21 protein-coding genes are annotated in these 23,614 nt (G+C 71.6%); 7 read left to right on the top strand and 14 right to left on the bottom strand.

Going from position 1 to position 23,614, the window contains the following annotated elements; genetic code table 11:
* Positions 1-2: 2 nt before the first annotated feature.
* On the bottom strand, positions 3-1,172 hold the full coding sequence (gene argE, locus LW587_RS07510; protein ID WP_232628968.1) for an acetylornithine deacetylase: 1,170 nt from the start codon (positions 1,170-1,172) through the stop codon (positions 3-5).
* A 1-nt stretch (position 1,173) separates the two neighbouring features.
* Positions 1,174-1,566 carry a Co2+/Mg2+ efflux protein ApaG gene (gene apaG, locus LW587_RS07505; RefSeq protein WP_137828215.1) on the bottom strand — a complete coding sequence of 131 codons (393 nt, stop codon included), beginning with the start codon at positions 1,564-1,566 and terminating at the stop codon, positions 1,174-1,176.
* Positions 1,567-1,703: 137 nt separating this feature from the next.
* Between apaG and LW587_RS07500 the strand changes: the two genes are divergently transcribed.
* Both LW587_RS07500 and LW587_RS07495 read left to right on the top strand, forming a co-directional pair.
* Positions 1,704-2,201 carry a hypothetical protein gene (locus LW587_RS07500; RefSeq protein ID WP_232628967.1) on the top strand — a complete coding sequence of 166 codons (498 nt, stop codon included), beginning with the start codon at positions 1,704-1,706 and terminating at the stop codon, positions 2,199-2,201.
* Complete coding sequence (locus LW587_RS07495) at positions 2,198-3,295, top strand: 2'-deoxycytidine 5'-triphosphate deaminase (RefSeq protein WP_232628966.1); 1,098 nt, start codon at positions 2,198-2,200, stop codon at positions 3,293-3,295. The genes LW587_RS07500 and LW587_RS07495 overlap by 4 nt, the downstream gene beginning before the upstream one ends.
* A 78-nt stretch (positions 3,296-3,373) precedes the next feature.
* Here LW587_RS07495 and LW587_RS07490 read toward each other — a convergent pair whose 3' ends face one another.
* The 12 genes from LW587_RS07490 to LW587_RS07435 form a co-directional block, all read right to left on the bottom strand.
* Positions 3,374-4,210: a DUF1194 domain-containing protein gene (locus tag LW587_RS07490; protein WP_442919100.1), complete on the bottom strand. Its 837-nt coding sequence runs from the start codon at positions 4,208-4,210 to the stop codon at positions 3,374-3,376.
* Positions 4,211-4,293: 83 nt separating this feature from the next.
* On the bottom strand, positions 4,294-4,497 hold the full coding sequence (locus tag LW587_RS07485) for a hypothetical protein (RefSeq protein ID WP_232628965.1): 204 nt from the start codon (positions 4,495-4,497) through the stop codon (positions 4,294-4,296).
* A gap of 475 nt (positions 4,498-4,972) precedes the next feature.
* Entirely contained in the window at positions 4,973-5,704 is a 732-nt protein-coding gene (gene pgl, locus LW587_RS07480; RefSeq protein WP_232628964.1) for a 6-phosphogluconolactonase, read from the bottom strand.
* Positions 5,701-6,693: a phosphogluconate dehydrogenase (NAD(+)-dependent, decarboxylating) gene (gnd, locus tag LW587_RS07475; protein WP_232629011.1), complete on the bottom strand. Its 993-nt coding sequence runs from the start codon at positions 6,691-6,693 to the stop codon at positions 5,701-5,703. The genes pgl and gnd overlap by 4 nt, the downstream gene beginning before the upstream one ends.
* Positions 6,694-6,873: 180 nt before the next feature.
* On the bottom strand, positions 6,874-8,469 hold the full coding sequence (locus tag LW587_RS07470; RefSeq protein ID WP_232628963.1) for a cytochrome c: 1,596 nt from the start codon (positions 8,467-8,469) through the stop codon (positions 6,874-6,876).
* A 143-nt stretch (positions 8,470-8,612) separates the two neighbouring features.
* The gene (locus LW587_RS07465) at positions 8,613-8,876 is read right to left on the bottom strand and encodes a hypothetical protein (RefSeq protein WP_232628962.1); all 264 of its coding nucleotides are present in this window, start codon (positions 8,874-8,876) and stop codon (positions 8,613-8,615) included.
* Positions 8,877-8,879: 3 nt separating this feature from the next.
* The gene (locus LW587_RS07460; protein WP_232628961.1) at positions 8,880-9,413 is read right to left on the bottom strand and encodes a TspO/MBR family protein; all 534 of its coding nucleotides are present in this window, start codon (positions 9,411-9,413) and stop codon (positions 8,880-8,882) included.
* Positions 9,410-10,603, bottom strand: coding sequence for a geranylgeranyl diphosphate reductase (locus tag LW587_RS07455; RefSeq protein ID WP_232628960.1), 1,194 nt, complete (start codon positions 10,601-10,603; stop codon positions 9,410-9,412). Before LW587_RS07455 ends, LW587_RS07460 begins: the two co-directional genes overlap by 4 nt.
* A gap of 4 nt (positions 10,604-10,607) precedes the next feature.
* Entirely contained in the window at positions 10,608-11,954 is a 1,347-nt protein-coding gene (locus LW587_RS07450) for a BCD family MFS transporter (protein WP_232628959.1), read from the bottom strand.
* The gene (gene chlG / locus LW587_RS07445; protein ID WP_232628958.1) at positions 11,951-12,838 is read right to left on the bottom strand and encodes a chlorophyll synthase ChlG; all 888 of its coding nucleotides are present in this window, start codon (positions 12,836-12,838) and stop codon (positions 11,951-11,953) included. The genes LW587_RS07450 and chlG overlap by 4 nt, the downstream gene beginning before the upstream one ends.
* A 130-nt stretch (positions 12,839-12,968) precedes the next feature.
* Positions 12,969-14,426, bottom strand: coding sequence for a transcriptional regulator PpsR (ppsR, locus tag LW587_RS07440; protein ID WP_442919099.1), 1,458 nt, complete (start codon positions 14,424-14,426; stop codon positions 12,969-12,971).
* Positions 14,427-14,453: 27 nt separating this feature from the next.
* Positions 14,454-15,350 (bottom strand): cobalamin B12-binding domain-containing protein, encoded by an 897-nt coding sequence (locus LW587_RS07435; RefSeq protein ID WP_232628956.1) that lies wholly within the window; start codon positions 15,348-15,350, stop codon positions 14,454-14,456.
* Positions 15,351-15,603: 253 nt separating this feature from the next.
* On the opposite strand from LW587_RS07435, the gene bchF reads away from it, so the two are divergent.
* Genes bchF through bchL form a run of 5 tightly spaced genes read left to right on the top strand, consistent with a single transcriptional unit; the run spans position 15,604 to position 23,614 of the window.
* Positions 15,604-16,122 (top strand): 2-vinyl bacteriochlorophyllide hydratase, encoded by a 519-nt coding sequence (gene bchF, locus LW587_RS07430; protein WP_232628955.1) that lies wholly within the window; start codon positions 15,604-15,606, stop codon positions 16,120-16,122.
* Positions 16,119-17,393 (top strand): ferredoxin:protochlorophyllide reductase (ATP-dependent) subunit N, encoded by a 1,275-nt coding sequence (locus LW587_RS07425; protein WP_232628954.1) that lies wholly within the window; start codon positions 16,119-16,121, stop codon positions 17,391-17,393. The genes bchF and LW587_RS07425 overlap by 4 nt, the downstream gene beginning before the upstream one ends.
* Before the next feature lie 2 nt (positions 17,394-17,395).
* Entirely contained in the window at positions 17,396-19,036 is a 1,641-nt protein-coding gene (gene bchB / locus LW587_RS07420) for a ferredoxin:protochlorophyllide reductase (ATP-dependent) subunit B (protein WP_232628953.1), read from the top strand.
* Positions 19,011-22,727, top strand: a complete 3,717-nt coding sequence (locus LW587_RS07415) for a magnesium chelatase subunit H (RefSeq protein WP_232628952.1) — start codon at positions 19,011-19,013, stop codon at positions 22,725-22,727. Before bchB ends, LW587_RS07415 begins: the two co-directional genes overlap by 26 nt.
* Positions 22,724-23,614 (top strand): ferredoxin:protochlorophyllide reductase (ATP-dependent) iron-sulfur ATP-binding protein, encoded by an 891-nt coding sequence (gene bchL, locus LW587_RS07410; RefSeq protein ID WP_232628951.1) that lies wholly within the window; start codon positions 22,724-22,726, stop codon positions 23,612-23,614. Before LW587_RS07415 ends, bchL begins: the two co-directional genes overlap by 4 nt.

The following is a 23,614-nucleotide window of genomic DNA, read 5'->3' as shown; positions in this document are numbered from 1 at the left end:
GGTCAGGCGGCACAGGCCGCCACCAGCCGGCGCATGAAGGCCGCGCCCTTCTCGAGCTGGTCCAGGGTGATGAACTCGTCGGGCTGGTGGGCCTGATCGATCGAGCCCGGCCCGCACACGACGGTCGGGATGCCGGCGCCCTGGAAGCGGCCGGCCTCGGTGGCGTAGGGCACGGTGATGGTCGCGTTGCGCCCGGCGAGCCGCAGGGCGAGCCGCTCGGCCTCGGATCCGGGATCGGGCGCGAGGCCCGGCACCGCCACCTCCTCCACCGTCTCGATGCGCCCGAAATCGCCGTAGCGGTTCAGCCGCTCGCGGGTCACCCGCTCGCTGGCGGCGGCGAACAGCTTCGGCACCTCGGCCATGTCGAGATCGGGTAGGCCGCGGAACTCCCAGTGGAAGGCGCAGAGCTTCGGCAGGATGTTGCGCGCCGTGCCGCCCTGGATCGTGCCGACATGGACGGTGGTGTTGGGCGGATCGAACCGGCCGGAGGCGTCGCCGCGGGTCACCATCGCGTCGGCGATGCGGTTGAGTTCGGCGATCAGGTCGGCCGCCGCCATCACGGCGTTGGCCCCGAGCATGGGCTTGGCCGAATGCGCCTCGTGGCCGTGCACGGTGGTGTGGTAGGTCACGATGCTCTTGTGGGCATCCGCCACCTGCATCTCCGTCGGTTCGCCGACGATGACGGCGCCGGGCCGCGGCAGGTCGGCGCCGAACCGGGCGATCGTGTCGGCGACGCCGAGGCAGGTCGTCTCCTCGTCGTAGGACAGGAGGATGTGGATCGGCCGCTTGAGGTCGGCGGCCAGCGCCTCCGGCACGAGGGCGAGCGCCAGGGCGTCGAACCCCTTCATGTCGACCGCGCCCCGGCCATAGGCCTTCCCGTCGGCGACGCGGAGCCGGAACGGATCGGTCGTCCAGGCCTGGCCCGTCACCGGCACGACATCGGTATGGCCCGAGAGCACGACGCCGCCATCGGCCGGCGGCCCGAGGGTCGCGAACAGCGCCTGCTTGTCGCCCTGCCGGTTCGGCACCCGGATATAGGGCACGCCCCAGCCGTCGAGATAGCCGGCCACGTCATCGATGAGCGCGATGTTGGAATTCGAACTCTCGGTGTCGAAGGCGACGAGCCGCGCCAGGAGATCGAGCGGGCTCAAACGGGAACCGTCGCCCGCCATCCTAATGGACGACGCGGCGGACATGCGGCGAGTCGAGGGAGAAGGCCGGGATCTCCGCCTCGAAGCTCTCGCCGCCCATCGTCGCCATGGTGTAGCTGCCGGCCATCAGCCCGTCCGGCGTGGTGAGCGGGCAGCCGCTGGTGTAGCTGAAGGACTGGCCGGGCTCGAGCACCGGCTGCTTGCCGACGACGCCCGCGCCGCGCACCTCCTGGCAGGCGCCGCGCCCGTCGATGATGCGCCAGTGGCGCGAGCGCAGCTGCACCTGCTCGCTGCCGTTGTTCACGATCTCGACGGTGTAGGCGAAGAAATAGCGGCTCTCGCCCGGCGAGGATTCCTCCTCGACGAAGCGGGGCTCCACCGTCACCGTGATGCCGCGCGTCTCGGCCTTGTACATCGCGTAAAAACGTCTCCGTGGACGACGCGCAGGCCGCGACGCGACTTCTGCGTCACGTCGTGGTACGTGGCGCCTCATACCCCGTCAATCGTGGCGTCCTACCGTCGGCGACGGGCCGGAGACCTGCCGGAGAAACCGTGCCGAACGCTTCGCCGAAGGCCTCGAACCCGGGGCCTGCCGCCCTCATGCCGCCGCTCCCGGACGCGCTGCGCGCCCTTCTCGGCCCGGTGCTGGCGCTGGCGCCGCTGATGCCGTTCGCGTGGTGGGATCCGGCCCGGAACGCATGGGCTTTCGTGGCCGTCGCCGCTGCGCTGCTGTTCGACGCCGCCGCGCGGCGGGTGGTCCGGGCCATGCAGGCGAGCCGGGACCCGCGGCCGGGCGCACCAGCGGATTTCCGGGGCGTGGCCTCGCCGCTGCTCCTCCTCGGCAACGCCGTCTGGCTCGGCGGCATGGGGGTCGCGGCCGGCGCGTGGCTGCGGCCGGACCTGTTTCCGCTGCTCGCCAGCGCGCTCGCCGGCCTCGTCGCCATGGGTGCCTGCGCGCGCCTGTCCCTGGTCCGGACGGTGATCGCCTTCGAGGCGGCGGAGCGCCAGGAGGCCGAGGACAAGGCGGCCGGCCGGGGGAGGGGACGATGAGCGGCGGTGCGGAGGTTCGGGACGGCGGCATTCTGGCCGCGCAGGGCATCGCCGCGCTGACCGCGCAGGGCGCGATCCTGCCGGCGCGCCCCTACGCGGCCGACCAGATCCAGCCCGCGAGCCTCGACCTGAGGCTCGGCGACCGTGCCTACCGGGTGCGCACCAGCTTCCTGCCGGGCAGCAACCGCCCGGTGGCGGCCTGCATCGAGGCGCTGTCGCTCCACGAGATCGACCTGCGGGACGGCGCCGTCCTGGAGACGGGCTGCGTCTACATCGCCGAGTTGCAGGAGAGCCTGGCGCTTCCCGAGGGGCTCAGCGCCGGCGCCAACCCGAAATCCTCCACCGGCCGCATCGACGTGTTCACCCGCGTGATCACCGACCGCGCCAGCGCCTTCGACCAGATCGGGCCCGGCTATCGGGGGCCGCTCTATGCGGAGATCTCGCCGCGCACCTTCCCGGTGCGGGTGCGGACGGGCTCGCGGCTGTCGCAGATCCGCTTCCGCCAGGGCGAGCCGCGCCTGACGCTCGACGCCCTCGCCGCCCTGCATGCCCGCGATCCCCTGGTGGACGTGCCTGCCCCGTCCCTGCAGGGGGGCGTGGCCGTCTCGGTCGACCTCTCGGGCTTCGGCGGTCTGATCGGCTACCGGGCCAAGCGGTACACCGCGCTCATCGACGTCGACAGCCCCGGGGCCCACCGCACCGCCGATTTCTGGGAGCCCCTGCGGTCCGATGCGAGCCGCACGCTGATCCTCGATCCGGGCCAGTTCTACATCCTGGCCTCCAAGGAGGCCGTGCGGGTGCCCGCCGACTTCGCCGCCGAGATGGTGCCGTTCGATCCGCTGGTGGGCGAGTTCCGCGTCCATTATGCCGGCTTCTTCGATCCGGGGTTCGGCCTCGGCGAGGCGGGCGGCACGGGCGCCCGGGCGGTGCTGGAGGTGCGCTCCCGCGACGTGCCGTTCCTGCTGGAGGACGGCCAGATCGTCGGCCGTCTCGTCTACGAGCGGATGCTGGAGCGACCCGAGACCCTCTACGGGGCAGGGGCCGGCTCGAATTACCAGGCGCAGGGGCTGAAGCTCTCGAAGCACTTCGCCTGACGGGGCCGGGCGGGGACGCCTCGCTCCACGCGGAAACGGGGGCACGCCGCAACGGGGGCCGCTCCGGCGCCTTCCTCCTCACCGCCGCGCCACGCTGCCGCGCCCGGCTCCAGTCGGGGCGAGTCCGCTGATCTCCATCACGAATTTCTGCCGCAGGGCTCGGGCGAAGTCACCGTAGCCGCGGGCGGTGAGGAGGAAGGCGCCGGGCCCGCCGACGACATGGGCGCGGTACCACGCCTCCAGGGTCGTGCGGTCGCGGTCGCTCTGGGGCGGCAGCGCGCGCAAGCCGTAGCCGGGGGCGCGGTAGGCGCCGACGCCGACCACGTCGTTCTCGCCGGGCACGAGGATCGGCAATCCGTTGAGGGTGGTGCCCGCGGACAGGAGCCCGTCGCGCTCGGCATGGATCGCGTCCACGTCGGCGCAGTTATCGATGCCGTCACCCGACACGTCGACCACCACGCGGTCCGCGGCGACGGGCAGAGCCGGCAGGACCGAGGCGGCGACCATGCGCAGCATCCGCCCGAGGCAGGTGAACTCACCGGCATGCCGCGGCACCGCCCGCACCGATGCGGCGGCGGCGTCCGCATCGGCCTTCGAGCGGATGCGGCGCCACGCCACCGCGAGGCGGGCGGTGTCGGCCCAGGTGACGAGCGCGAAGGCGATCCCCGCGGGATCGGACTGGATCGCGGCGCGCACGGTGGGATCCTCCAGCGCCTCGGCGATGCCCTCCATCTGGAGACGGTAGCGCGCGTCGTCGACGGAGCCGGACATGTCGACGGCGACGACGAGGGCGGTGGCGACACGCTCCTGCGCCGAGGCCCCGGGGATCGGCAGGAGGAGAGCGAGGCACGCGAGGGCGCGCAGACGCCATCCCCGCCGCGCCGCGCGGCCCGTCACATCCCCGGCGCACGCCACAGCCGTCTCCCCCGCCATTCCGGCACGAGAGTAGCCGAGGGACTCAGGTCGGACCACCGGGACTCAAGTCGTAGGCCGCCGCCTCAGGGCTGGGCCGCCAGACGCGCTCCCGTGGTCCGGGCGTGCGCGCCACCATTCCCGCGCGGGGCCGGATCGCGCGGGAGCTCGACGGGGGCCGGCGCCTCGAAGGCGGCGGCGTCGAGTTCCAGCACGGGCAGGGCACCGAGATCGAGCGCTGGCGCCGGTGCGGGCCGCGCGGGAGCCGCGGGCGCGAGGTTCGCGGCCACCGGCGGAACCGGAACCGCGGCGGCAGGTGCCGTCTCGGCCGGGGCCGTCGGGGCCCCGACGACGCGCGGCGGCGGGGCGGCCTCGCGCACGGAAGCGGCAGGCGCGGCCTCAACGACTGGAGCCGGCTCGGGGGCGGCAACCCGAAGCTGCGGAACGAGGGCGAGGGCAGCCACCAGGGAAAGGCCGGTCAAAGCGAGCCCCGTCACCCGCGTCGAGAACGGCCGGTGTCGGGGGAGGGATTTCAACGGGCCGGGCAGGACCCGCCGGCTGGTCAAGCGAACAGCCGGGCGGCGTCCGAGCGACCACCGATCCCGCACGACCACGAACTCATTTCCCGCCACGGCGCCCATCCCCCCGTCACCGTCGGACCACGGGTTAACCATCCGGCAAGCTGTGCGGCGAAACTGTGACCCCGATCCGAATCCGGCGGGCGGTGTTTCGGCTTTGCACCGATTCGGAAGCGTTGGCCGGGGATCAGGCCCCGGCGGCGTCCCGATCGATGAGCCAGGTCACGCCGCGGGCGCTGGCGACATGGCGGGCGGGCAGATCCTCGCCGTCGGCGAGGCGCCGGAGCGGGTCCTGCTTGCCCGCACCGTTGACGAGGACCAGCACCGAGCGGGCCGAGGTCAGGGTCGGAAGGGTCAAGGTGATGCGGGGTACGAACGGCGCCATCCCGGCCTCCGGCACCGGGGCCGCCCAGGCCTCGCGTTCGGCGAGCGCCGGCTTGCCGGGAAAGAGTGAGGCGGTGTGGCCGTCGCTGCCGAGCCCGAGCAGGACCAGATCGAAGAGCGGCCGGTCCGGGTCGAGGGTGTCGGCCCCGTAGAAGGCCTGGAGAGTGGCCGCATAGGCGCGGGCGCCGGCCTCCGGGCCCTCGTCCGAGGGGATGAAGTGCAGGTGGGTCGACGGTACGGGGCTCTCGTGGCCGAACGCCTCGCGCACCATGCGGACATTGCTGAGGGGATCGTCCCACGGCACCACCCGGTCGTCGCCGAAGAACCAGTGGACCCGCGCCCACGGCACCCGTCCGACGAATTCGGGCGAGGCGAGGAGCGCGTAGAGCCGCTTCGGCGTCGTACCGCCGGACAGGCAGACCGCCGCGCGCTCACCCGTGGCGCTGGTGACCCTCTCGATCAGGTGCTCGGCCGCCGCGCGGGCGGTCGATTCGGCATCGGCCGTCAGCCGGGCATTCGCCGGGAGGGGGATCACGACGCGGGTCCCCGGCGCGGCGGCTCCTGATGCCCGCCGAAGCCCTTGCGCATGGCCGAGAGCAGCTTGTCGGCGTAGCTGTCGTCCTCGCGGGAGCGGAAGCGGCGGTAGAGCGCGCTCGAGAGCACGGTGGCCGGCACGGCCTCCTCGATCGCCGCGTTGATCGTCCAGCGCCCCTCGCCCGAATCCTCGACATAGCCGGAGAAGCCCTCGAGCCGCTCGTCACCCGCCAGCGCCGCGGCGGTGAGGTCGAGGAGCCAGGAGGAGACGACGCTGCCCCGGCGCCATACCTCGGCGATGTCGCCGAGATTGAGCTCGAAGCGCCGCGCCTCCGGCACCTCCGGGGAATTGGCGTGGCGCAGGATGTCGAAGCCCTCGGCATAGGCCTGCATCAGGCCGTACTCGATGCCGTTGTGGATCATCTTGACGAAATGCCCGGCGCCGCTCGGGCCGGCATGGATGTAGCCCTGCTCGGCGCGCGGATCGCGCCCGTCGCGGCCCGGGGTACGGGGAATGTCACCGAGGCCCGGCGCCAGGGTGCGGAAGATCGGATCGAGCCGGTCGACCACCGCCTTGTGGCCGCCGATCATCATGCAATAGCCGCGTTCCAGCCCCCACACGCCGCCGGAAGTGCCGACATCGACGTAGTGGATGCCCTTGGCATCGAGTTCCTGCGCGCGGCGCACGTCGTCTTGGTAGAAGGAGTTGCCGCCGTCGATGATGCAGTCATCCGCCTGCATCAGGCTGCCGAGCGCCTTCACCGTCTCCTCGGTGACGTGGCCCGCCGGAAGCATCACCCAGGCGGCCCGTGGCGCAGCGAGCTTGGCGACGAGGTCTTCGAGGCTGTCGGCGGCCGTCGCCCCTTCGGCCGCGAGCGCCTGAACCGCCGCCGGATCGCGGTCGAACACCACGGCCGTGTGACCGTCGCGCAGAAGACGGCGGACGATGTTGCCGCCCATTCGGCCGAGGCCGATCATCCCGAGTTGCATCCGCTCGAACTCCCGTCGGGGCTGACGTCCCCGCATCATGCCTCATCGCGGGCTCTCGAGAGAGGCCCGAGGGGGCGATGGCGGTTCGAGGGTCCGAACGTTTCGGCCAAGCCGGCGTTCCCGCGCCGGCTTGGCCCTCGTTGCAGGGCGCACCGGCGGTCCGGTGCGGGTCTTATGCGATCAGGGCTGCTTCGGCGGGCTCGCGCCGGTGGCTGGGGGCTGGCCGGGTACGGCGCTCGCCTGTTTCTCCGGATGCTTGATCTGGCTGTAGGCGATGTTGGCGAAGGAGCCGATCCGGGCCGGCCAGCTCAGCTTGCCGTCGCCGGGCTCGTCGCGGGCTGCCCGGCAATAGGCGGTGGTGAGGCCGTTGACGATCTCGTCGTCGTTGGCACCGGCCGCCGCGCCCTTCACCTTCGGCACGATGGCGGCGAGCCGCGGCACGAAGTCGTTGGAGGTCAGCCCCTTCAGTTCGGCGACCACCCCGTTGTCGTCGATCGCCTTGCGCACGGAATCCTGGGCGATCTCAGCGCAGGGCGCGGTGCCGGCCAGCATGGTCTGCGTCGCCGCCTTGGCCTCGGAGACGGCGCTGCCGGCATTCATCACCGGCGCCTTGTTGCCCCAGGCATTGCGCACGTAATCGGTCACATCCTTGACCTGCTGCTCGGTCATGTCCTGGCCGATCGCCGGCATCGGCGCGTACCCGCTCTGGGCCGCGAGACCGCCATAGATGACCCGCAGCACCGTCTGCGGCCCTTCGGACTGGACGGAGGTGTTGCCGGCGAGCGCGGGAATCGCGCCTTCGACGCCCTTGCCGTCCGGCCGGTGGCAAGAGGAGCAATAGGTCAGGTAGACGTCCGCGCCCGGCGCGCCGGGCTGGTTGAAGGCCTGGAGATCCTTCTCCTTGTAGGTCTGCTTGGCCGGCACCGTGCGCAGGTAGGCGACCATCGCCTTCAGATCGGCGTCGGTCATCTTGGACAGCGATTCCTCGATGGTCTGGCGCATCGGGCCCGCGGCGACGCCGGGACGACTGCCCGGCGCCGTGCCGGTCTTGAGATAAGTCACGACCTCCGCATCGGACCACGCGCCGATCCCCTGGTGCCCGTCGGGGGTGATGTTGGGGGCGTACCAGCCGTCGATGACGCCGCCGCCGAGCTTGCCGGCGAGGCTGGTGTTGCCGACGAGCTTGCGCTCGTTGTGGCACATCCCGCAATGGCCCAGACCCTCGACCAGATAGGCGCCGCGGTTGACCTCGGCGCTGACGTTCGGATCAGGCTCGAAGCGGCCTTGGGTGAAGAAGGCGGTGCGCCACGTGATCAGCGCCGTGCGGATATTGTAGGGAAACGGGATCTGGCTCTCTTTCCGCTTCTCGTTCACCGGCTGAAGCGACTTGAGGTAGGCGAAGATCGCCTTGGTGTCCTCGTCGTTCACCTTGGTGTACCAGCCGAACGGAAAGGCCGGGTAGAGATACTCGCCCTCGTCGCCGATGCCCTGGCGGAAGGCCTTTTCGAAGGTCGCATAGTCCCATTTGCCGATCCCGGTCTCGGGATCCGGCGTGAGGTTCGGCGTCATGATCGTGCCGATCGGCGTGTTCAGGGCATAATTGCCGGCGAACGGCTTGCCGCCTGGTGCCGTGTGGCAGGCGATGCAATCGCCCGCCGTCACGAGATATTCGCCGCGCTTGACGAGGTCCGCCTCGCTCGGTTGGGCGAGGGCCGGCCCCGCCGCGAGCAAGGTGGTCAGGACGACCCATCCGGAGCCGCGTCTGCGTCGTATCATGAAGCCGGTCTCCCGATGCGTGACGACCCCGGACGCACTTGTTCTGATTCTTATTCTGACCGGACGATCGCGCACCGAACGCGATCCATTCACGGTTGTTCCATGGTCGCGCCCTCACACCCGCGCGAGCGGGGGGCTGTACGTCAGCGAAACCGGATCGCCATCTCGGTGAGGTGGGCGAGCAGCGCGGCGATCAGCCACGCCGCCACCACCGGCCACTCCGCGCCGGTCAGGGCCGCGCGCAGCCCGAGCATCAGGGCTGCTCCCGCGGCGAGATTCGAGAGGAGCGCCCCGGGGGAGGGACCGCGCCCGCTCCGTGCCCGCAGGGCCAGGAGGAGCAGGGCCTCCAGCACGACGAGGCCGACGATGACATCGACGATGCGCCCGCTGGCGAAGAGCTCGGCCATGCCTCACGCCTCCCGGGCGGGCGGCGAGGGAGTGGGGGGCGCCAGGGGCGTCGCGGGCGCGTTCAGCTGGACGATGCTGAGGTTGAGGCAGGCCGCCACGCTGACCCAGGCGAGGTAGGGCAGGTTGAGCAGGACCGCGAGGGTCGAGGCCTGGCCCGCGACCAGCATCAAGGCGACGATGGAGAGCCAGAGCAGGCCGACTTCGGCGAGCGCCCAGTCCGGGCGCCGCAGGCGGAAGAAGATCACGCTCCAGGCGATGTTGAGAATGCCGTTGACCGTGAAGGCCGCGACGAGGCGCGTGCGGACGGTCGGGTCCGGATCGGCGTTCCAGGCGACGACCGCAGAGGTGGCCGTCATGACGATGATGACGGTCCAGATCGGACCGAAGGCCCAGTCCGGCGGCTTCCAGGCGGGCACGCGCAGGCGCAGGTACCAGGCGTCGGTGCGCGTCGCGATCCCGCCGGCCACGGCGACGATCAGCGCGGCGAGCGCCGTCACCAGGGGCGGGCCCCAATCGCCGCCGAGCAGGGTCGTCACGGCGAGACCCAGCGGAACAGGTGGGCCAGATCCTTGAAGAAGATCCGGGCATGGGCGGCGGGCTTGGCCCGGACCAGCTCCTTGTTCATGTAGGCGTCCCAGGTCAGCTGCTGGACGTCCTTGTCCTTGCACATCGCCACGAAGCGCTCGCGCAATCCGTCGCTGCGGTACCAGACCCACTGCATCATCCCGAGGATCCAGAAGACCCGGCCGTGCAGCCGCATGAAGGCCTTGCGCGCCCCGGCGAGCGCGCGGGCATCGCCGGTCGCCAGGAAGGCCTCGGCGGCCTCCGCCGAGAGCCGCCCGCCGAGCATCGCGTAGTAGATGCCCTCGCCCGAGGCCGGAGCGACGACGCCGGCCGCGTCGCCGGCCAGCAGCACGTCGCGGCCGTTGTCCCAGCGCTTCAGCGGCTTGAGCGGGATCGGCGCGCCCTCGCGGCGCAGGGTCTCGCAGGCGTCGAGCCCCGTCGAGGCCCGCAGGGCCCGAATCGACGAGCGCAGGGAGAAGCCCTTGCGCAGGCTGCCGGTGCCGATGCTGAGCGTGTCGCCGTGCGGGAAGACCCAGGCGTAGAAATCCGGCGAGTGGCGGCCCTGGTAATAGACGTCGCAGCGCGTGCCGTCGTAACCCTCGCCCGACGGGGCCCGGACGATCTCGTGATAGGCGAAGACCTGCCGCATGCGGGCATGACCGGGGATCTCGGCCCGCCCGACCGGCGAGCTTGCCCCGTCGGCGCCGATGACGAGTCGGGCGCGCACGGAGGTCTCCGGGCCGTCCTTGCCGTCCCGGTAATGCACCGTGGTGGCGCCCCCGTCCTCACGGGAGATGCGGGTGAACAGGCCGTCGCGGCAATCGGCCCCGGCGAGCCGGGCGCGGTCGCGCAGCCAGGGATCGAACTGGGCGCGGTCGACCATGCCGACGAAGCCGTCCCCCACCGGCATATCGACGTGGCGCTCGCTCGGGGCGATCATCCGGGCGCTGCGGATGCGGGCGAGCAGAAGCTCGTCGGGAATCGCGAAGTCGCGGATCAGGCGGGGCGGGATCGCGCCGCCGCAGGGCTTGATCCGCCCGGCCCGGTCGAGGAGCAACACCCGCCGCCCGGCCCGGGCGAGATCGGTCGCCGCCGTCGCCCCCGCGGGACCGCCGCCCACCACCACCACGTCGAAGGTCTCAGGAGCGCCGTGGTCGGTCATGCCGCTACCTCGCGTCGAAGCCGGGACTGAGTTGGAAAGACGCCGCCTGCGTCAGCGGATTGCTCCGCCGAGCCACCGAGGCGTGCTCGACGCGAACCGCGATCGCCATGGCGACGAGGAACAGCACGCCCTCCGCGGCGAAGACCGCGGCGTAGGCGGTGACCGGTTCGGAGGCGAAGAGCCGGGCGAGATCGACCGCGAGCGTCCCGAGGAACCCGCCCGCGCCGAAGGCCACGCCCTGGGCCGCACCCCACACGCCCATCCGGGTGCCCCGCTCGGCCTCGCCGCCCCTTCCCGCCAGCGCCATCATCGAACCGATGGCGGCGACCGCGTAGACGCCGTTGCCGAAGCCGAGCGCCGCCACCGCGGCCCGCAGGGGGAAGTCCGGCCCCACGGGACCGCCGGCGGCGATGAGCCCGAGCGCCAGGGCCGAGAGGGCGCAGCCGACCGCCGTCCACAGCTTGAGCGAACCGAAGACCGGCCCGCCGACGAAGACGGTGATCCCGGCCACGCACAGCATGCCCGCGAGCACGCCCCCGTGCTGGAGCCCCGCCAGCTTGGTGGTCGCGCCCGGGCTCATGGCGAAGACGAGGCCCGCATAGGGTTCCAGGATCAGTTCCTGGGCGCTGTAGGCCAGCATCGAGACGAAGATGAACAGGGTGAAGCGCCGCGCCGCAGGCTCGGCGAGCACTTGGGCCAGCACCGCCCGGAACGGCGGCTTGCCCAGCGGCTCGGCGACCGGTGCCGACGGGCGCCGCTCGAGCCCCGTCACCGCCAGCGCCGCGACGACGAAGGCGAGCGCCGAGACCGTACCCGAGACCGCCATGAGCCGGAGACCGGAGAACGGATCGAGGAAATGGCCGGCGAGCGGCGCCGTGATCGCGAAGCCCGCGATCATCATGACCCAGACGATGGTCGCGGCCGCCCCTCGGCGGCCCGGGGCGACGCCGGTCGCGAGCAGGACGAGAAGGTTGGTCCCCGCCGCGCCCGCCCCCATGCCGACGAGCAGGAAGGACAGGACCGCGAGGCACAGGCCCGCCGCCAGATGGGTCTCGGCCAGAGCCGTGGCGCTGGCGGCGCCGAAGCCGCCGAGGCAGAGCGCGGCCATGCCGCCGACGATCCAGGAGGTGCGCCGCCCGCCGACATCCGAGCCGTAGCCCCAGCGGGGCCGCAGCACCTGCGTGGCGTAGTGGAGGGCGACCAGCGCGCCCGGCACCATCGCGGGGAGCGCCAGCTCCACCACCATCACCCGGTTGATCGTCGAGGTCATCAGCACGACGACGGCGCCGAGCGCGGTCTGGACGAGGCCGAGCCGGACGATCTGGAGCCAGGAGAAGGGGAGGCCGGTCACGGCGCGACCCCTTGCACCAGGGGCCGCAGGGCGAAGGCCGCGACCAGCATGCCGAGCACGTAGAGGGTCGTGCCCGTGCCGTTGTACCACGCCGCCCGGGCCCGCGGATCCTTGAGGAAATGCGCCATCAGGGCGAGCTGGCCCGCGAGCAGGAGGCCCACCAGACCCGCGTGCCAGGGCCGGTCCCAGATCAGGAGGAGCGAGACCACCAGCGTCTGCGGCAGCGCCATCACGAGGCAGGCGAAGAGGGCGGCGTAGCGCGGGCCCATCTGCACCGGGATCGAGCGCAGGCCGAGGGCCCGGTCGCCCTCCACCGACTTGAAGTCGTTGAGCGTCATGATGCCGTGGGCGCCGATCGCGTAGAGGAGCGCGACCGCGACGACGCGGATGTCGGGCATCGCCGCGGCCATCACGGCGGCCCCCGTGAACCAGGGCAGACCCTCGTAGCAGAGGCCGCAGGCGGCGTTGCCCCACCAGCCGTTCCGCTTCAGCCGGATCGGCGGCGCGGAATAGATCCAGGCGAGGACGAGACCGAACAGGGCCGCCCCCAGGATCCAGGGCCCGAGCATGGCGGCGACGAGGAGCGAGAGCACCGTCCAGCCCGCCGCGAGGTAGAGCCCCCAGCGACCGGGGATGCGGCCGGAGGGGATCGGACGGTTCGGCTCGTTGATGGCGTCGACATGCCGGTCGAACCAGTCGTTCGCCGCCTGGCTCGTGGCACAGACCAGCGGACCGGCGAGCATGACCCCGGCCGCGATCACCGGCCATTGCCCCGAGGTCGATTGCCCCGAGGAGACGACCCCGCAGGCGAACGCCCACATGGGCGCAAACCACGTGATCGGTTTGAGGAGTTCGACGACGGCACTGGGTGCGGGCGTGGCCATGGGGTTCAGGCTAGCCACCGCCGCCAAAGTGTCAAGCAAACTTTACACAGGGCGACCAGGTCGGCCACAACCCTGACAGGTTCCGCCGCCCTCCGATAATGCAAAATATTGCATGACGGCGGAAGGGAACTCAGGGAACGAGCTCGGGATCGCTCCCGTCAAGGTCGCCGATGCCGTAGCGGCGCATCTTAGCGTAGAGTCCCTGGCGGCTGAGCCCGAGCATCTCCGCGGCCGAGGCGCGGTTGTCGCGGGTGATCCGGAGCGCCGCCTCGATGCACAGTTTTTCGATCAGGTCGGTGGTCTCGCGCACCAGCGCCTTCATCGAGACGCGACCGACCAGTTCGGTCATCTGCTCGACGGAGCGGGGCAGGTCGTGCCCGCCCGCATGGGTGGGGGCGACCCGGCGCGGCACCGAGCGCAGGGTGAAGCCGAGGCAGGGCTGGTCGGCCGAGGGCACCGAGACCGCGGCCACCTCCACATCCGCGATCGAGCCGTAGGCGCCGCGCAGCACCGTCGCGTGGTGGCGCACCGCGCCGTGCTCGCGCAGGGTCGCGAACAGCGCCAGCGCCTCGGTCTCCTCGCGGCCGAGCCAGCGGTCGAGGGGCTGACCGCGCACCTGCTCCTCGGTGGCGAGCTGCACGAGGTCGAGGAAGGCGGCGTTGGCGATGAGGACGCGCCGGGCGGTGTCGGTGACGACGAAGCCCTCGGGCATCCGCTCGATCACCGCGAGGGCGCCGCCCGGAACCCCGGCGGGTTCGGCCGGCCCGGTGGCCAGGGGCGAGAGTCGCAGCAGCACCGAGGTCGCGCCGTCGCCCCGGAACAGCGAGGCGGACAGGCGGGCCTCGCCCCGGCCGCCTGCGAGCCGCGCCACGAGGTCCGAGGCTTGGCCCGTGCTGCGCAGGCCGGCGAACAGCCCGTGCAGCTCCCGCAGGCCCGCGGGCTCGAACAGATCGGCCACATCCAGGCCGACGACGCGCTTCTGCGGTCGCCCGAGCAGGCGGATCGCCGCCGGGTTGATCTCGGTGATCCGGCGCGTGCCGGCATCGGCCACCAGCACCGCCTCTCCCGAGAGCTGGAACAGCAGCTTGTAGCGGGTCTCGGCGGCGCGCAGCAGGTCGTAGTCGCGCTCCAGCGCCTGCTGCGCCTCGGCGAGCCGGCGTTGAAGCCCGGCCACCGCCCGCAGGTCCTGGCCCACGACGATGATCGGGCCGTCCTTGTTCGGGCGCAGGCCGGAATAGCGGATCGGCAGGTCGGGCCCGTTGGGGGAGGGGTGGTTCACCTGACGCCAGCGGGTCATGGTCCCGGCGGCGGCGTCGCGCAGGAGCGCGTCGATCTTGGGCCGGCTCTCGACGGTGACCGTGTCGATCCAGGCCCGCCCCCGCCACGCCGCGATGCCCTCGTCGTCGAGGTCAGCCCGGCTCGACGCGGCGTCGCGGATGACGCCGTCGCCGTCGATGATCAGGGAGATGTCGCTCGCGGCCGCAACAAGGAGCCCGGCCGCCTCACCGTCGAGGAGGCCGGCCGCCTGATGCAGCGTCCCGGATGGACGCCGCGGGGGGAGACTCGCCAAGCTGCTCAAAGTCACCACTTCGTGATGATGTCGAAAGCGCTTCTTTCAACAGGCTCGCGTCCGCTTTTCAAGCAAGCTTTCCGCGATCAGGGGTGCAAGCCGGCCATCCTCGGCGGTCGCGTCCGCACCAACGATGCGGACGTGATCCGGATTCCGGGTAAAATAAGGGCCTCCGACGAGGATCCGCGTCGCCGGATTGCAGGAGGCGGTCCGTAGGCCGCTGATCGAATCGGCGATGACCGGGGCCAGCACGTCGCAGGACAGGGTCAGGCCGATCACGTCGAACCAGTCCGCACGGGCGAGGCTCAACGGGTCGATTCCGGAGTCGAGGGCCGCCGTCGTGACGTCCCAGCCGGCCTCCCGGAAGATGCCCGCCAGAATCGACAGGCAGAAGACGTGGGTCTCGCCCGGGCAGGGCAAGAGCAGGATGCTGCGCTCCCGCGGCCCGCCATCGTCCCCGAATCGGGTGCAGAGATCGCGCGCGGCGGCCTGCAGGCGCCCGAGCGCGAGGGTGACTTCGATGAAGTCGCACTCGTCCTCCTCCCACAGCGCGCCGACATGGCGGGCGGCGGGGGTCAGGAGCTCGACCAGAACCCCCTCCAGGGTCAGGCCCTCGTCGAGGAATCGCAGCAGGTGGGTGGCGACATCCCCCTCTGCGCGGGCGAGGAGCAGTGCGCAGAGGCGCTCGATCTCGTCGGGCGTCGGGTGTCGGCCGGCGCCGGCCTCGACCGGGCGCGGCCGGTCGCGATGGGCCAGCATCAGGCGGGGAAGGATCTCGGCCTCGACCACACCCGCGAGCCGGCGGCGCATCCCATCGCCGTCGGGCTGCCGGGCAAAGACGGAATCCGCCTGAGGCTCGGCTGCGAAGCGGCAGTCCGAGGCGGAAGCGGGGGCAGGGGTGGGCCATTCCAGCCGCTCCCCAAAATGCCTCCAGTCTCCCATGGGCGCCTCCCAGGATGCGGTCGATACGCAGCTTAATGCACGATTCGACGGGGCCGCCCCACAACCGGACGTGTCGCCTTGCACGATACGCCTCTTCGACGCCTTGGCAATGCCTGCGACGGAATACGACGGGAACTATTGTCATCCTGCAAAAGCGTCAACCTGAGTTGACACCTTGCCGGGGCTGGGCCACGTTCGGTGCCAGGTTGAGGCCCTGCGAAGACGGGGCCCGAGGCAAGCGAGGGCGGACGCCATGCGGCCACGCCAAGTGCAGGAACGCCAAGGCGAGCGCTCAGCGCTCTATACGACCGCCGAGCGGCAGCGCCGCGACGCTTCTCCCTGGACGCTGGTGCAGGGCATCCTCGCGCCGGTCCAGTTCCTCGTCTTCCTGATCAGCCTCGCCCTGGTGCTGCGCACCCTGGCGACCGGCGAGGGGGCCTGGGCCGCCAACCTCTCGGTCGTGGTCAAGACCCTCTTTCTCTACGCGATCATGATCACCGGCTCGATCTGGGAGAAGGCCGTGTTCGGCCGCTACCTCTTCGCGCCTGCCTTTTACTGGGAGGACGTGTTCAGCATGCTGGTGCTCGCACTGCATACGGCCTACCTCGCCGCCCTCGGCCTCGGCCTCCTCGACACCCACGGCCTGCTCGTTCTGGCACTCGCCGCCTACGCGACCTACCTCATCAATGCAGGCCAGTTCCTGCTGAAGCTGCGGGCGGCGCGCCTCGAAGCGCCGGTGTCCCTGCCGATGGCCGGGGAGATCGCCCGGTGAACGCCCACGCGCCCCTTCCCGCGGCCGGATGCGGCGTCGCGATCCGCCCCGAGCGCGGCCAGCGCGCCGTCTTCTGCGGACTGACCGGCATCGTCTGGCTGCACCGCAAGATCCAGGACGCCTTCTTCCTCGTGGTGGGGTCGCGGACCTGCGCCCACCTGATCCAGTCGGCGGCCGGGGTGATGATCTTTGCCGAGCCCCGATTCGCCACCGCGATCATCGACGAGCGCGACCTCGCCGGGATCGCCGACATGAACGAGGAGCTCGACCGGGTGGTGACCCGCCTGATCGAGCGGCGGCCGGATATCCGGCTCCTGTTCCTCGTCGGCTCCTGCCCGTCCGAGGTGATCAAGCTCGACCTGTCGCGGGCGGCACTGCGCCTGTCGCAGCGCCTCGCCCCGGGGGTTCGGGTGCTCGATTACTCGGGCTCGGGCATCGAGACGACCTTCACCGAGGGTGAGGATGCCTGCCTCGCCTCTCTGGTGCCCGGCCTGACCGATGCCGGACCGGCGGCGGCCGATGAACTCCTCGTCGTCGGCGCCCTCGCCGACGTGGTCGAGGATCAGTTCTCCCGGATCTTCTCCGAACTCGGCATTCCCGCCCGCTTCCTGCCGGCCCGCCGGGCCGGAGCGATGCCGGCGGTCGGGCGCGGCACCCCCTATCTGCTGGCCCAGCCCTTCCTGACCCAGACGGCCCGGGCGCTCGACGAGCGCGGGGCGCGCCGCCTCCCCGCGCCGTTCCCGCTCGGGGCCGAGGGCACCACCGGCTGGCTGCGGGCCGCCGCGGAGGCGTTCGGTGTCGATCCGGCCCGCTTCGACGCGGCCACGGCGCCCGGTCTGGGACGGGCGCGCATCGCCCTCTCGCCCTACCGCGCGAAACTCGCCGGCAAGCGCGTGTTCTTCTTCCCCGATTCGCAGCTCGAAGTGCCGCTCGCCCGCTTCCTGTCGCGGGAGATGGGGGCCGAACTCGTGGAGGTCGGCACGCCCTACCTGCACCGGACCCACCTCGCCCCCGAGCTCGAACTGCTGCCCGACGGCACCCAGATCGTCGAGGGCCAGAGCCTGGACGACGGACTCGACCGCTGCCGGGCGGCGCGGCCGGACCTCACCGTCTGCGGCCTCGGCCTCGCCAACCCGCTCGAGGCGGAGGGGCTCGCGACCAAGTGGTCGATCGAGCTGCTGTTCACCCCGGTGCAGGGCTACGATCAGGCCGGCGATCTCGCCGAACTGTTCGCGCGCCCGCTTCACCGCCGCACCCGGCTGGAGGTGTAGCGATGCAACTCACCGTTTGGACCTACGAGGGACCGCCGCATATCGGCGCGATGCGGATCGCGACCGCGATGGAGGGGCTGCACTACGTGCTGCACGCGCCCCAGGGCGACACCTACGCCGACCTGCTGTTCACGATGATCGAGCGCCGCGCGAAGCGCCCGCCCGTCACCTACACGACCTTCCAGGCCCGCGATCTCGGCGGCGACACCGCGGCGATCTTCAAGGACGCGGTCGCGGCGGCCTACGCGCGGTTCCAGCCGCAGGCGATGATCGTCGGCGCCTCCTGCACGGCGGAGCTGATCCAGGACGATCCCGGAGGGCTCGCCAAGGCGCTCAACCTGCCGATCCCGGTGATCCCGCTGGAGCTGCCGGCCTACCAGAAGAAAGAGAACTGGGGCGCCTCCGAGACCTTCTATCGGCTGGTCCGGACCCTCGCGGGAGCGCCGGTCACCCGTGCCCCGCGGGACGGGCGGCGCCCGGTCTGCAATGTCCTGGGACCGACGGCGCTCGGCTTCCGTCACCGCGACGACCTGATCGAGGTCACGAAGCTCCTGGAGACCCTCGGCGTCGCCGTGAACGTGGTGGCGCCGCTCGGCGCCAGCCCCGCCGATCTCGGGCGCCTCGGAGAGGCCGACTTCAACATCGTGCTCTATCCCGAGATCGCGCGGGCCGCCGCGCAGTATCTCGAGAAGGCGCACGGCCAGCCCTTCATCGACATCGTGCCGATCGGCGTCGGCGCCACCACCCGCTTCGTCGAGGCGGTCGCGGCGCTCGCCGGGCTCGATCCGGCCCCGATCCTGGCCGGCGCGCCCTCGCGCCTGCCCTGGTACTCGCGCTCGGTCGATTCGACCTACCTCACTGACAAGCGCGTCTTCGTCTTCGGCGACGCCACCCACGCGCTGGGCATCGCCCGGGTCGCCGCGCGCGAACTCGGCTTCAAGCTGGTCGGCCTCGGCACCTATAGCCGCGAATTCGCCCGCGAGGTCCGGGCGGAGGCGGCTCTGCACGGGATCGAGGCGACGATCTCCGACGATTACCTCGACGTCGAGGCGGCGATCCAGGCGGCCCAGCCGGAACTCGTGCTCGGCACGCAGATGGAGCGCCACGTTGCCAAGCGGCTCGGCATCCCCTGCGCGGTGATCTCGGCGCCGGTCCACGTGCAGGACTTCCCGGCCCGCCACTCGCCGCAGATGGGCTTCGAGGGCGCCAACGTCCTGTTCGACACCCTGGTCCATCCCCTGATGATGGGGCTGGAGGAGCATCTCCTCGGGATGTTCCGCGAGGATTCGGAATTCCACAACGGCGCCGCGCCGTCCCATCTCGGGCACGGGCCGGCCCGGAGCGCGGAGGCTTCGGCGCCCGCGCAAGCGACCGCGCCCCTGCCCGAGCCCCTGACCGAGCCCGCACCGCCCGCCACCGCGCCCGCGCCGATCCGGGTCGAGGCCGAAGCGATCCATGCCATGCCCCAGCCGGCGGCCCACCCCGCCCCCTGGGCGCCCGATGCCGAGAAGGAACTGAGGAAGATCCCGTTCTTCGTGCGGGGCAAAGCCCGCGCCAATACCGAGCGTTTCGCCCGCGAGCGGCAGCTCCCGCTCATCACCCTCGAGACCCTTTACGATGCCAAAGCGCATTTCGGCCGCTAGGCCCGACATCCGCATCGCCATCGTCACGCTCGACAATCACTTGGCGAGCGCGGTGGAACGGGCGCGGCTGCGGCTCGCCCGGGAGATGCCGGGACTGACCCTGAGCTTCCACGCCGCCGCGGAGTGGGAGACCGACCGGGGCGCCCTCGCCGCCTGCGAGGCGGACATCGCCCGGGCCGACATCGTCGTCTCGGCGATGCTCTTCCTCGACGAGCACGTGCGGGCGATCCTGCCGGCCCTGCAGGCCCGGCGCGCGAGCTGCGACGCGATGGTCGGCTGCCTCTCGGCCGCCGAGGTCGTGCGCACCACCCGGCTCAACCGCTTCGACATGAGCGGCGGCAAGCGCTCCGCCCTCGACTTCTTGAAGAAGCTGCGGGGCAAGCCCGGCGCCGAGGGCAATGCCGCGCGGCAGATGTCGGTGGTGCGCAAGCTCCCGCAGATCCTGCGCTTCATCCCGGGCTCGGCCCAGGACGTGCGCGCCTATTTCCTCACCCTGCAATATTGGCTCGCGGGCTCCGACGAGAACGTGGCGAGCCTCGTTCGCTTCCTGGTCCAGCGCTACGCCGCCGGTCCGCGCGCCGTCTGGCGGGAGATCGCCGCGGCGCCCGCGCCCCAGCACTATCCCGAGACCGGCCTCTACCATCCGGGCCTTCCGGGCCGGGTCGGCGTTGATCTGTCCCGGGTGCCGGTGCAGCCGCGGGCGAAGGGCCGGGTCGGCCTGCTGCTGATGCGCTCCTACGTGCTCGCCGGAAACACCGCCCATTACGACGGCGTCATCGCCGCCCTCGAGGCCCGGGGCCTGTCGGTGGTGCCGGCCTTCGCCAGCGGGCTCGACAACCGCCCCGCGGTCGAAGCCTTCTTCATGCGCGATGGCCGGCCGGCGATCGACGCGCTGGTCTCGCTCACCGGCTTCTCCCTCGTCGGCGGGCCCGCCTACAACGACGCGGCCGCCGCCGAGACCATCCTGGCGCGGCTCGACGTACCCTACCTCGCCGCCCAGGCGCTCGAATTCCAGACGATCGAGCAGTGGGAGGCGGGCGAGCGCGGCCTGTCCCCGGTCGAAGCGACCATGATGGTCGCGATCCCCGAACTCGACGGCGCCACCGCGCCGATGGTGTTCGGCGGACGCTCCTCGGCCTCCGGGCCGGCCAATGCCCGCGACATGCGCGTGCATCCCGAGCGCGCCGCGCGCCTCGCCGACCGGGTCGAGCGGCTGGTCGGCCTGCGCCGGAAGCCGAAGCGGGAGCGGCACCTCGCCGTCATCCTGTTCAACTTCCCGCCGAATGCCGGTGCCACCGGCACCGCGGCCTTCCTCTCGGTCTACGCCTCGCTCCTCAACACCCTGCGCCGGCTGAAGGCCGACGGGTACGACGTCGAGGTGCCCGCGAGCGTCGAGGCGCTGCGGGAGAAGATCCTCGGCGGCAACGCCGCCCGCTACGGCACGCTCGCCAACGTCCATGCCCGGGTCTCGGCCGAGTCGCATGTGCGCCGCGAGACCTACCTGCCCGAGATCGAGGCCCAGTGGGGGCCGGCCCCGGGCCGCCACCAGAGCAACGGCGCCGACATCCTCTTGCTGGGCGCGCAGTTCGGAAACGTCTTCGTCGGGGTCCAGCCCGCCTTCGGCTACGAGGGCGACCCGATGCGGCTGCTGTTCGAGAGCGGCTTCGCGCCGACTCACGCCTTCTGCGCCTTCTACCGCTGGCTGCGCGAGGACTTCTCCGCCGACGCCGTGCTGCATTTCGGCACGCACGGGGCGCTCGAGTTCATGCCCGGCAAGCAGACCGGCCTGTCGGCCTCCTGCTGGCCCGAGCGGCTGATCGGCGACCTGCCCAACATCTATCTCTACGCCGCCAACAACCCGTCGGAGGGAACGCTGGCCAAGCGGCGCTCCGCCGCGACGCTGATCAGCTACCTGACCCCGAGCCTCGCCGCGGCGGGTCTCTATCGGGGCCTGATCGACCTCAAGGCCTCGGTCGAGCGGTGGCGGGCCCTGGAGCCGGAAGCGGTCGCCGAGCGGCGCACGCTCGCCCTTTTGATCCAGACCCAAGGGGCGGCCCTCGACCTCGTGGCGGCCGAGCCCGCCTGGGACAGCGACGTGCCGGCCCGGGTCGCGGCTCTCGGCACGGCACTGGCCGAACTCGAGCAGACCCTGATCCCGCACGGCCTGCACGTCGTCGGCGAGGGCGTGCCGGAGGCCGAGCGGGTCGACCTTCTCCTGGCCCTGGCGGAAGCCTCGCACGGGCTGAAGCCGGCCCGGGCCGGGATCGAGCGGCTGATCGAGGGCGCCGCCCTCAACGAGGCGCTCAACGCCGCGGGCCTGCCCCTCGACGAGACCGGTCGCTCCGCCTTCGCGGACCTGGCCCGGATCGACCGGGAGCTGGCACAGGATCACGAGATCCCGGCGTTGCTGCGGGCCCTCGACGGACGCTTCGTGCCCCCGGTCGCGGGCGGCGACCTGCTGCGCAATCCGGCCATCCTGCCGACGGGCCGCAACCTGCACGGCTTCGATCCCTACCGCCTGCCCTCGGCCTTCGCGATGGCCGACGGCGCCCGGCAGGTCGGCCGGGTGCTGGAGCGCTACCGCTCGGAAGGCAAGGCCCTGCCCGAGAGCGTCGCCCTCGTCCTGTGGGGGACGGACAACCTGAAGAGCGAGGGCGGCCCGATCGCCCAGGCGCTGGCGCTGATGGGCGCGGCGCCCCGCTTCGACGGCTACGGCCGGCTCGCCGGGGCCGAACTGGTGCCGCTGGATGTGCTCGGTCGCCCGCGCATCGACGCGGTCGTCACCCTCTCGGGCATCTTCCGCGACCTGCTCCCGCTCCAGACCAAGCTGCTGGCGGAGGCGAGCTTCCTCGCCGCGACCGCGGACGAGCCGGTGACCCAGAACTTCGTGCGCAAGCACGCGCTGGCGATCCAGGCCGAGCAGGGCTGCGACATGGAGACGGCGGCGCTCCGGGTCTTCTCCAACGCCGAAGGCGCCTACGGCTCCAACGTCAACCATCTCGTGGAATCCGGGCGCTGGGACGACGAGGACGAGCTGTGCGAGGCGTTCTCGCGCCGGAAATCCTTCGCCTATGGCCGCACCGGGCGCCCTGCGCCGCAGCGCGACCTGATGCGGGCGGTGCTGGCCAAGGTCGATCTCGCCTACCAGAACCTCGACTCGGTCGAGCTCGGGGTCACGAGCGTCGATCACTACTTCGACGGGCTCGGCGGGATGGGTCGCGCAGTGGCCCGCGCCCGCGGCGAGGCGGTGCCGATCTTCATCAGCGACCAGACCCGCGGCGAGGGCAAGGTCCGCTCGCTGGACGAGCAGGTCGCCCTGGAGACCCGCACCCGGATGCTCAACCCGAAATGGTACGAGGGCCTCCTCGGCCACGGCTACGAGGGCGTGCGCCAGATCGAGGCGACCCTGACCAACACGGTCGGCTGGTCGGCCACCAGCAACGCCGTGCAGCCCTGGATCTACGAGCGCATCACCGAGACCTTCGTGCTCGACACGGAGATGCGCGAGCGCATGGCCGCCCTCAACCCCACGGCCTGCGCCCGCGTCGCGAGCCGACTGATCGAGGCCCACCGTCGCGGCTTCTGGACTCCCGATGCGGCGACGCGCGACGCGCTCGACCGTGCCGAGGAGGAACTGGAAGACCGGCTGGAAGGGGTCGTTTCCGGAGTCACCGCAGGAGTCGCGGCATGAACATCGCCATTCGCAATCCCGTCCCGCTTCGGGAGGCCGGAAGCCTTCAGGTCGAGCTCGACCCCTCAGACCGCATCGAGACCGCAAAGGTCTTCGCGGTCTACGGCAAGGGCGGAATCGGCAAGTCCACCACCTCCTCCAACCTGTCGGTCGCCTTCTCGAAGCTCGGCAAGCGCGTCCTGCAGATCGGCTGCGACCCCAAGCACGACTCGACCTTCACCCTGACCAAGCGCCTCGCGCCGACGGTCATCGACGCCCTCGAATCGGTGAACTTCCACTCCGAGGAGCTGCGGGCCGAGGATTTCGTGGTCGAAGGCTATAACGGCGTGAAATGCGTCGAGGCCGGCGGACCGCCCGCCGGCACCGGCTGCGGTGGCTACGTGGTCGGCCAGACGGTCAAGCTCCTCAAGGAGCACCACCTCCTCGAGGACACCGACGTCGTGGTGTTCGACGTGCTCGGCGACGTGGTCTGCGGCGGCTTCGCCTCGCCGCTCCAGCATGCCGACCGGGCGCTGATCGTCACCGCCAACGACTTCGACTCGATCTTCGCGATGAACCGCATCATCGCGGCGATCCACGCCAAATCCAAGAATTACGGCGTGCGCCTCGGCGGCGTCATCGCCAACCGCTCGGCCAAGACCGACGAGATCGACCGCTTCAACGCGGCGGTGGGCCTGAAGCGCCTCGCCCATTTCCCGGATCTCGACGTGGTGCGCCGCTCGCGCCTCAAGAAGTCGACGCTGTTCGAGATGGATCCCACCCCCGAGCTGAAGGCCGTCACCGACGAGTACATGCGCCTGGCCGAGACCCTGTGGGCCGGCGGCGATCCCTGCGAGGCCGCGCCGATGAAGGACCGCGACCTGTTCGAGTTCCTCGGCTTCGATTGA

Origin of the sequence: Methylobacterium sp. Leaf118, from assembly GCF_920984675.1 — a bacterium.
Classification (GTDB): domain Bacteria; phylum Pseudomonadota; class Alphaproteobacteria; order Rhizobiales; family Beijerinckiaceae; genus Methylobacterium.
The sequence above is the reverse complement of the archived record's forward strand: the minus strand, read 5'-3'. Positions and strand labels throughout refer to the sequence as shown.